Annotated in this window: 9 protein-coding genes; 1 reads left to right on the top strand and 8 read right to left on the bottom strand. The window is 71.7% G+C overall.

All coding sequences use genetic code 11. From position 1 onward, the window contains the following. Positions 1–112 precede the first annotated feature (112 nt). On the top strand, positions 113–310 hold the full coding sequence (locus tag AB0E77_RS33935; protein WP_361578782.1) for an acyl-CoA carboxylase epsilon subunit: 198 nt from the start codon (positions 113–115) through the stop codon (positions 308–310). 359 nt (positions 311–669) lie between these two features. Here the strand turns inward: AB0E77_RS33935 and AB0E77_RS33930 are convergent, their stop codons facing one another. From AB0E77_RS33930 to AB0E77_RS33895, 8 genes are all read right to left on the bottom strand, one after another. Then, positions 670–1,251, bottom strand: coding sequence for an ATP/GTP-binding protein (locus AB0E77_RS33930; protein ID WP_026243582.1), 582 nt, complete (start codon positions 1,249–1,251; stop codon positions 670–672). Beyond that, positions 1,232–1,804, bottom strand: coding sequence for a DUF742 domain-containing protein (locus AB0E77_RS33925; RefSeq protein ID WP_361578779.1), 573 nt, complete (start codon positions 1,802–1,804; stop codon positions 1,232–1,234). The genes AB0E77_RS33930 and AB0E77_RS33925 overlap by 20 nt, the downstream gene beginning before the upstream one ends. 94 nt (positions 1,805–1,898) lie before the next feature. Then, positions 1,899–2,312 carry a roadblock/LC7 domain-containing protein gene (locus tag AB0E77_RS33920; RefSeq protein ID WP_004983065.1) on the bottom strand — a complete coding sequence of 138 codons (414 nt, stop codon included), beginning with the start codon at positions 2,310–2,312 and terminating at the stop codon, positions 1,899–1,901. Between the two features lie 10 nt (positions 2,313–2,322). Then, on the bottom strand, positions 2,323–5,595 hold the full coding sequence (locus AB0E77_RS33915) for a nitrate- and nitrite sensing domain-containing protein (RefSeq protein WP_361578776.1): 3,273 nt from the start codon (positions 5,593–5,595) through the stop codon (positions 2,323–2,325). Between the two features lie 401 nt (positions 5,596–5,996). Next, entirely contained in the window at positions 5,997–6,572 is a 576-nt protein-coding gene (locus AB0E77_RS33910) for an ATP/GTP-binding protein (RefSeq protein WP_161164401.1), read from the bottom strand. Next, positions 6,553–6,951, bottom strand: a complete 399-nt coding sequence (locus tag AB0E77_RS33905) for a DUF742 domain-containing protein (protein ID WP_003997626.1) — start codon at positions 6,949–6,951, stop codon at positions 6,553–6,555. Before AB0E77_RS33905 ends, AB0E77_RS33910 begins: the two co-directional genes overlap by 20 nt. Positions 6,952–7,062: 111 nt before the next feature. Continuing rightward, positions 7,063–7,476, bottom strand: coding sequence for a roadblock/LC7 domain-containing protein (locus AB0E77_RS33900; RefSeq protein WP_003973453.1), 414 nt, complete (start codon positions 7,474–7,476; stop codon positions 7,063–7,065). 9 nt (positions 7,477–7,485) lie between these two features. Then, positions 7,486–8,796, bottom strand: a complete 1,311-nt coding sequence (locus AB0E77_RS33895; protein ID WP_361578773.1) for a hypothetical protein — start codon at positions 8,794–8,796, stop codon at positions 7,486–7,488. Between the last annotated feature and the right edge of the window lie 194 nt (positions 8,797–8,990).

Genomic DNA, 8,990 nt, shown 5'->3' with positions numbered 1-8,990 from the left:
CCGAGACCCGCGAGGTCCTCATCCGCTCCCTGGCGATGCTCCACACCAAGCACGCCGACCTGCCCTCCCGCAAGCACGGCAACCCGCCGCAGTGACCCGAGGAGCCATGCCCATGTCCACTGCCGACATCCGCGTCGAGAAGGGCCACGCCGAGCCCGAGGAGGTCGCCGCCATCACGGCCCTCCTGCTGGCCCGCGCCGCCGCCCGCCCCGCCGAGATCGCCCCGGCCCACGGCGGCGGCCGCGTCCGAGCCGGCTGGCGCCGCCTGGAGCGCGAGCCGGGCTTCCGGGCCCCCCACAGCTGGCGCTGACGCCCCCACACGCGTAGAGGCCCCCTCCTGGGTAGGAGGGGGCCTCTACGCATGCACGCAACCTCTGCTCTGGGTGACTCACCCAGACTCGGGGGAACTGCCCAACGCCGGGCCGGGGAACGCCCTAAGGGGCGCGGGGAACTGCGCGACCAGCCACGACGCACCCGCACCCGGCAACGAAACAGCCCCCCGCAGCCCAGTGGCCGCAGGGGGCGATGTCGCAGCCCGGCGAAACGGGGTGCCGCCTGCGCCCACCCGTGCCGCCCCAGGCGGCACGCATGCCCGCAGGCTGCGGCGGGTGCGCACAGGATGCGCCGGACGGCGACAGGCGGCGGGTGCCCGCAGGCTGCGGCGGAGCCCTACCGCAGGCGGGCCATCAGGGCGTGCTCCACGAGAGTGATCAGCGTCGACTTCGCGTCCGCACGATGCCGCGCGTCCGTCGTGATGATCGGCGTGTCGGGGCCGATCTGCAGCGCCTCCCGGACCTCGTCCGGGTTGTACGGCTGCTGCCCGTCGAACCCGTTGAGGGCGATGACGAACGGCAGCCCGGAGTTCTCGAAGTAGTCGACCGCAGGGAAGCAGTCGGCCAGACGCCGCGTGTCGACCAGCACGACGGCGCCGATGGCGCCCCGCACCAGGTCGTCCCACATGAACCAGAAGCGGTCCTGACCGGGCGTGCCGAACAGGTAGAGGATCAGGTCCTGGTCGAGCGTGATGCGGCCGAAGTCCATGGCGACCGTGGTGGTCGTCTTGTCCCCCGTGTGGGTGAGGTCGTCGATGCCCGCGGACGCGGACGTCATCACGGCCTCTGTGCGCAGCGGGTTGATCTCCGAGACGGCGCCGACGAACGTGGTCTTGCCCACGCCGAAACCGCCCGCCACCACGATCTTCGCGGACGTGGTGGAGCGGGAAGGCCCTCCGCTAGAGCTTGCGAAGTCCACTGAGCACCCTTTCGAGCAGTGTCACGTCTGGCTGGCCGCCGGCGTTCTCGTCGCCGCCGGGCTGATGGATGGCGACCAGGCCCGCCTCCGCCAAGTCGGCGACGAGGATCCTGGCCACGCCGAGAGGGATCGTCAGCAGGGCCGAGATCTCGGCCACCGACTTGATCTCCCGGCAGAGGTTGCAGATCCGCTGATGCTCGGGCAGCTGGCCCTGCATCTGGTGCGGCTGCGCAGTGGTGTGCACCAGTGCCTCGATGGCGAGCTGGTACCGCGGCCTGGTGCGGCCGCCCGTCATGGCGTACGGACGCACCAGGGGGTTGTTCGAGGCGCCCGCGGGCGCAGCCTCGGGGGTGCGGCGCTGCGGCTGCACGGGCTGGATGCGCGGAGCCTGCGGCTGGTCGTACGGCGAAGGGCCGGGGCCCTGCGGCGCGTACGGCTGCCGGTGGCTCGGGGCGGAGGGGAAGCCGTACCCGTTCGCCGAGCCGTCGTTCTGGCCCTGTGCAGGGCCGTACGACCAGTTGCCCGAAGACGGACCGCCTGGGGGTGTTGCCACTTTCTCCTCCTCCGACTGTGCCTGGCATCCATCCCTGTGGAGCCGCGTCCCGAAACTTTACGGCCACGGGACGCCAAAACGCACCGTCTGTCCTTTAGTTGAGAAGGCTGCCCTGGAGCTCGGCCCGCAGATCGGGCGTCAGAACCGTGCCGGCACGGTCCACCAGAAGGGCCATCTCGTACCCAATGAGGCCGATGTCCGCCTCCGGGTGTGCGAGAACCGCGAGCGAGGAACCGTCGGAGATGGACATGATGAAGAGGAATCCCCGCTCCATCTCCACAACCGTCTGGTTCACGCTGCCGCCCTCGAAGATGCGCGAGGCACCGGCGGTCAGCGAGGTCAGACCGGAGGCGACGGCCGCGAGCTGGTCGGCGCGGTCGCGCGGGAACCCTTCGGACATCGCCAGAAGGAGTCCGTCGGCGGAGACCACCACCGTGTGGGACACCCCCGGGGTGTTGTCCACGAAGTTGGTGATCAACCAGTTCAGGTTCTGTGCCGCCTGGCTCATCGGGCTCACACTAACGCTCCTGGTTGTAGGTGCTGTCAGGACCACGGTGTTCATTCCTTGTGTCCTGGCCGTTCGATTCACTGCCTGCGGTGCGGCCTCGTTGGACGCCGCGTCGCAGGTTGCTCAGCCTGCCCCGGACGTCCTCCGGGGCGCGGGAGACCTGTGGGCCCCCCTGGGGCGTGGTTTCGGCGGCGCCCTCGACCAGGTTGGCCTTGGGAACCCGCCGCGGCAGGCCGGAGGAGGTCACCCCGCCCGCCTTCGGCTTGCGCAGCTGTGAGGCCTGCTGCCAGCGCTCGTCGTTGGCCGAGCGCCAGTCGTCGGGGCCCTCCGCCGCCGGCGCCGAGGCCGGTGCCTCGTGGTCCACGAGCCTCGCGTCGCCCTGACCGCTCGCGGTGGAACCGCGGCGCGGAAGGCCGGCGTCCGTGAGCTGGTGGGCGGCCGAGGAGGCCGGTCCCGGACGGTCGAAGCCTACGCGGTCGGCGTCGGCCACGTCAGCGGCCTGCGCCGATTCCGCCTCGGGAGCATCCGCAGGGTACTGGTCCTGGTAGCCGTTCTGGTAACCGTCCTGCTGGGGCCAGTCGTCCTGGTAGCGGCGCTGCTCGAAGGCCGAGTAGGGCTCCTGGGCGCCGGATCCGTCCGGCTGGTGCCCGTTCGGCTCCGCGTAGGACGGGTCGGCGTAGGCGCCGTTGCGCGCGTAGCCGTCGTCCTGGGACAGACCGCCGTTCGGCGCGTAGTACTGCTCGTCGTACGACGCCTGCTGCGGCTCCTCGTACGCCTGCTGCTGATCGGCGTACGCCGACTGCTGGTCGTACCCACCGGTCTGCTGGTCCTGGTAGCCGTCCTGGCCCTGGCCGTAGACCGGCTGCTGCCCGGTGAACTGGTCCTGGTAGCCGGCGTTGTCGGAGCCCTCACGGCCGTCGGGGTCCGACGGACCGGGCAGCTCGGGCTGCGCCTGGGCCTCCAGGGCCGCACGACGCTCCTCGCGCATCAGGGAGCGGCCGACGGGGTCGAGCTCGCGGATGTCGTCGGGGACCTCGTTGTAGCGGCTGTCGTCGAAGCCGAGCTCCGCGGCGGTCCGCATGGGCTGGCCGACCTGGCCGAAGCTCTCGCCCCGGAAGTTCTGCTCCGGGATGATCTGCGAGACGGTGAACTCGTCGCGCTGCATCTGCTGCTCGCCGCCACCGCCGTGCGTGATGGCGTCCGGGAGCATGACCAGCGAGGTGGTGCCCGCCTGCTCGCCCGAGGGGCGCAGCTGGACGCGGATGCCGTGCCGGTCGGACAGCCGGCCGACCACGAACAGGCCCATGCGCTGCGAGATCGCGGCGTCCACGGTCGGCGGGTTGGCCAGCTTGTGGTTGATGTCCGCGAAGTCCTCGGCGGTCAGGCCGATGCCCTTGTCGTGGATCTCGACCATGACGCGGCCGTCGGGCAGCCGGGTCGCGGTGACGCGGACCTTGGTCTGCGGCGAGGAGAACGTGGTCGCGTTCTCCAGCAGCTCGGCCAGCAGGTGCACGAGGTCGGTCACGGCACGGCCGTGGATCTCGGCCTCCGGCACGCCGGACAGCTCGATGCGCTCGTACTGCTCCACCTCGGAGGAGGCGGCGCGCAGCACGTCGACCAGCGGCACCGGCTGGTCCCAGCGGCGGCCCGGCTCCTCGCCGGCGAGGACCAGGAGGTTCTCGCCGTTGCGGCGCATACGGGTGGCGAGGTGGTCCAGCCGGAAGAGGTTCTCCAGCTGGTCGGGGTCCGCCTCGTTGTTCTCCAGGTCGGTGATCAGGCTCAACTGGCCCTCGATCAGCGACTGGTTGCGCCGCGACAGGTTGGTGAAGATCGCGTTGATGTTGCCCCGCAGCAGGGCCTGCTCGGAGGCGAGCCGGACCGCCTCGCGGTGCACCTGGTCGAAGGCGCGGGCGACTTCGCCGATCTCGTCGGTGGAGCTGATCGGGATCGGGGCCACCCGGGTGTCGACCCGGCCGGGGTCGGTGCGGGAGAGCTGGTCGACCAGCATCGGCAGGCGCTGCTCGGCGATGCCGAAGGCGGCGTTGCGCAGCTGGCGCATGGAGCGGCTCATCTGGCGGGCCACCATGCCGGCCAGGATGAACGCGGCGAGCAGCGCGATCACGACCGCGGCGCCGGTGATGTAGGCGTCCTGCTCGGCGTCGTCGGCGATGGTGGACGCCTCGTCCACGGCCTTGTCGGCCAGGTCCGTCTCGATCTTCTCGTAGGCGTCGAACTTGAGGGTGTTGACCGCCCACCAGTTCTCCGGCGTGATGCCCTGCGCGGCCAGCGCGGCGCGGGCGTCGGCGTCCGTGGAGTCGAGACCCGCCAGCTCGGAGATCATCGTGGTGGGGTTGGCCGGCGGCGGCACGTAGTCCGGGTCCTTGGCCTTGGCCTCCTTGGCCATGGCCGCCCCGTCCTCCTTGAGCTTCGCCTCGGCGTCCTCGAGCTTCTGCGCGTCCGCATCGGTACCGCCGCCGATGTACTCCTCGATGGCGATGCGCTCGAGGTAGGCGTACGACGAGAGGGCGACCCGCTGGCTGGCGAGGTGGCCCGGCTCCGGACCCGGCTTCACCAGCATGTGCATGCCGATGGACCGCTCGAGCGAGAGCGCGGCCTTGGTCAGCGAGATCGCGTAGACCGTACGGCCGTAGGAGGTGATGTTGCCGGTGCCGAGACCGAGCTCGTTGGCGAACTCCATCAGCGGGTGGGCGATCCCGGTGTAGCCCTCCTCGGTCTCCACGCCCTTGAGCTTGGAGGTGTAGGCGGTCGTGCGCAGCGTCTGGAGCTTGGGCTCCTGCTCGCGGAACACCTTCAGCCGGCGCTCCAGACCGGCCTTGCCGGGCATGTCCTGCGCGGCGGCGTCGAAGGTGTCGGCGGCCTCGTCCGTGGCCTTGCGGGCCTTGACGACCGCCTCGTCCTTCTCGCCCTTGCCCTGCAGCAGCGGCGCGGCGGTGAGGTCGCGCTCGTTGTAGAGGGCGTTGGCGTAACCGAGGGACGCGCGCACCAGGCGGGCGGTGCTCTCGGCGTCCTCGGCGTCCTGCCAGGTGTCGATCGAGCTCTTCACCTGGAAGCCGCCCATGACGAGGCCGACCAGCACGGGGATGAGCAGGATCGCGTTCAGCCGGGTGGTCACCCGCCAGTTGCGCGGGGAGAAACGGCCGCCGCTCGAGGCGGACTCGGCCGTAGGTTCCGCAGCGGGCACGGGGGCGGGCGCCGCTGCGCGCGGCGGCGGGGTGAAGTTGCCCCGGGCCGATGGCTCGGGACCGTTATTGCTTCGCCTCACTCGACCAACAACCTCTCGGCGGTCGGCACCTACGTCGTGCCGCTGTGTATCAGCGCCCAGTCCGTCATCGAGTACGTGCTACTGCTGAGTACGTCTTTGACCATTGGGCAGTTCTCGCATTCCAGCACGACGACCTGCGCTCTTCCAAACAGTGGAACGAGGGGGTTACACGTGATGTAAGCCCCAGATAAAACGGTCATAAAGAGCGAGGCCCGCCAAAAGACGGGCCGTTCGTGCGCGCAGCGACACCGATCGACCGCGAGGTGTGTCGGTACCACCCGATTCCTCTGCCGAAACGTTATGAACGTCGGAGCCGACCGTGTCAAAGGACACAGCCGGCTCCCGGACGTCTACGACAACTGCCGTAGTTCCCTGCCGACTTGGATCTTCCGGCCCGGAACCTACCGCAGACGTGCCATCAGCGCGTGCTCGACCAGTGTGATCAGCGCGCTCTTGGCGTCGGCCCGGTGCCGGGCGTCGGTGGTGATGATCGGGGTGTCGGGGCCGATCTGCAGCGCCTCGCGCACCTCGTCCGGGGTGTACGGCTGCTGGCCGTCGAAGCCGTTGAGCGCGACGACGAACGGCAGACCGCTGTTCTCGAAGTAGTCCACCGCGGGGAAGCAGTCGGCCAGCCGGCGGGTGTCGCACAGGACGACCGCGCCGATGGCACCGCGCACCAGGTCGTCCCACATGAACCAGAAGCGGTCCTGACCGGGCGTGCCGAACAGGTAGAGGATCAGGTCCTGGTCGAGCGTGATGCGGCCGAAGTCCATGGCGACCGTGGTGGTCGTCTTGCCGCCGGCGTGCGTGAGGTCGTCGATCCCGGCGCTGGCCGAGGTCATCACGGCCTCGGTGCGCAGGGGGTTGATCTCGGAGACGGCGCCCACGAACGTGGTCTTGCCGACGCCGAAGCCGCCGGCCACCACGATCTTCGCGGAGGTGGTCGCCCGGCCTCCGTCAGAGCTTGCGAAGTCCACTGAGCACCCTTTCGAGCAGTGTCACGTCCGGCGCACCGCCGTTGTTCTCGTCGCCGCCCGGCTGGTGGATGGCGACGAGCCCGGCCTCGGCGAGGTCGGCGACCAGGATCCTGGCCACGCCCAGCGGCATGGACAGCAGTGCGGAGACCTCCGCCACCGACTTCACCTCGCGGCACAGGTGGCAGATGCGCTGGTGCTCGGGGAGGAGCCCCATGAGCGCTGCCGGGTCGGCCGTGGTGCTGATCAGCGCCTCGATGGCGAGCTGGTAGCGCGGCCTCGTCCGGCCGCCGGTCATCGCGTACGGACGTACCAGCGGCTGGTCGCCCTCGTCCTCGTACGGCTCCGCGTACGGATCATGAGAGGCGGTGGGCGGGGTCATGAATCCTCCGGGCGGGACAGCAGGTCGGTCAGTCGTGCCGTCGGACAGGGCCGGTGGGGGGATTGTGGCGGCCGGACGGTGATTTGGTGAGACGGGTGGTGCCGGGGCCGATCAGTGGAGCAGACTGCCTTGCAGTTCGGCGCGCAGGTCCGGGGTGAGGACCGCGCCCGCGCGGTCGACCAGCAGCGCCATCTCGTAGCCGACGAGGCCGATGTCGCACTCGGGGTGCGCGAGCACGGCCAGGGACGAGCCGTCCGAGACGGACATGAGGAAGAGGAACCCGCGTTCCATCTCCACGACCGTCTGGGCCACGTTGCCGCCCTCGAAGATCCGGGACGCCCCGGCGGTCAGCGAGGTCAGCCCCGAGGCGACCGCAGCGAGCTGGTCCGCGCGGTCGCGCGGGAAGCCTTCCGACATCGCCAGAAGGAGTCCGTCGGCGGACACGACGACGGTGTGGGACACCCCCGGGGTGTTGTCCACGAAATTCGTGATCAACCAGTTGAGGTTCTGTGCCGCCTGGCTCATCGGGCTCAACTAACGCTCCTGCTGGTGAGTGGGCCGCGGGTGGCTGCCGGTCTGGTTGGTACCGGCCTGGCGGCCCTGTGCGATTCCCCGACGGAGATTGGTCAGCCGGCCGCGCACGTCGTCGGGCGCGCGCGAGACCTGCGGACCGTTCTGGTGCGACTGCTGCTGAGCCGTGCCCGGGACCAGGTTGGCCCGGGGCACCCTGCGCGGCAGACCGGAGGTGGTGACACCACCGGCCGCGGGCTGCCGGACGCGTTCGGCCTGCCGGACGAGATCGTCGTTCGGCGAGCTGCGCCAGGCGGCGCCGGCGGGCCGCTGGGGGGCCGCCGGGGTCTGGGGCTGGGCCTGCGGTTCGGCGGCGGGCGCGGGGGCGTTGTCGTCCGCCGCCCCCCGGTCGCCGTGGAACCAGTTGGTCTCCAGCGTGTCGTACAGCGGGGTGCGTCCGTCGCCGGGGCCGGAGGCGGGCGGCAGGGCCCAGCCGTCGGCCGGCCGCTGCTGGGCCGGGGTCCCGTGACCCGGGTCCTGCGGAGCCGGACGCTGCTGCGGGGCCGGCGGACGCGGGGCGCCGAAGTCGCCGGCCGCGTGGGTGCCGCTCGCCTGCGGACGCTCGAACTGCCCGGTGGCCGCCGGGTCCTGACGGCCCGGCAGACGGTGCTGTCCGGTCTGCTGTCCGTTCGCGCCGTCGCCGTAACCCTGGGCGCCGTTGAACTGGCCGGCCGGGGCCGCGCCGTTCGGGCCCTGGTGGCCGGGCTGCCCGCCGAAGACGTCCTGGCGCACGAACTGCCCGCCGTCGTGCCGCGGGGCGGCCGGCTCGGGCCGCGCGAACTGGTCGTCGTGCGGGGCGTTCACACCGTCGCGGCCGTACGGGTCCGCGGCGGGCCGGGCGAACTGGCCCGTGCTCTGCGGGTCGTCGCGGAGCGGCGCCGGGGCGTCGAAGTCGGGGCGGGCGAACTCCGCCGTGGCGCCGGGGCCCTGGGGCTCGCCGTGCCGGGGGATCGCCGGCATCTCGGCGGTCGCGCCGGGACCCTGCTGGTCGCCGAAGTGCGGCGTCCGGGACGAGCCCGGCTCCTCGTGGCCGCGCGGGGCGTCCAGCGAGGCACGGGGCACCGGCGGCTGCGCGTTCTCGTCGCTCCAGCTGGGCGTGCGGGGCCCCGGGTTGCCGCCCGGCAGCTCGGCCCGCGCACCGCCGCGCGGCGGCAGCTGCGGACGACGGCCCTGACCGTCGTCGCCGTTGCCGTTGCCGTTGCTCTTGCGCTTGCCGCGCTGCGGCGGCACCGGGGGACGGCCGCCGAAGGCGTCCTGCCCCTGCGCGGCGTTCATACCCGCGGCCTGCAGACCCTGCGGGGCACCGGGCGCCTGACCGGCACCCGCGCCCGCACCGGCCGGAGCCGGGCGGCCCTGCTGGTTGGGGGCCGCGGGCCACCGCCCGGGTCAGCGGCGGGAAGTGCGAGGTGTCCAGGCGGGCGCGCAGCCGCCGGTAGGACTCCTCCTCGATGGGGTGGACCACACGCGTC

The organism is Streptomyces sp. NPDC032940 (assembly GCF_040636935.1).
Taxonomy (GTDB): Bacteria; Actinomycetota; Actinomycetes; order Streptomycetales; family Streptomycetaceae; genus Streptomyces.
Note: the sequence above shows the minus strand (reverse complement) of the source record. Positions and strands in the feature narration are given on the sequence as shown.

Coding starts and splice junctions, on each gene's coding strand:
- AB0E77_RS33935 (WP_361578782.1), top strand. CDS start 113: ATGTCCACTGCCGACATCCGCGTCGAGAAGGGCCACGCCGAGCCCGAG.
- AB0E77_RS33900 (WP_003973453.1), bottom strand. CDS start 7,476: ATGAGCCAGGCGGCACAGAACCTCAACTGGTTGATCACGAATTTCGTG.
- AB0E77_RS33920 (WP_004983065.1), bottom strand. CDS start 2,312: ATGAGCCAGGCGGCACAGAACCTGAACTGGTTGATCACCAACTTCGTG.
- AB0E77_RS33895 (WP_361578773.1), bottom strand. CDS start 8,796: ATGAACGCCGCGCAGGGGCAGGACGCCTTCGGCGGCCGTCCCCCGGTG.
- AB0E77_RS33905 (WP_003997626.1), bottom strand. CDS start 6,951: ATGACCCCGCCCACCGCCTCTCATGATCCGTACGCGGAGCCGTACGAG.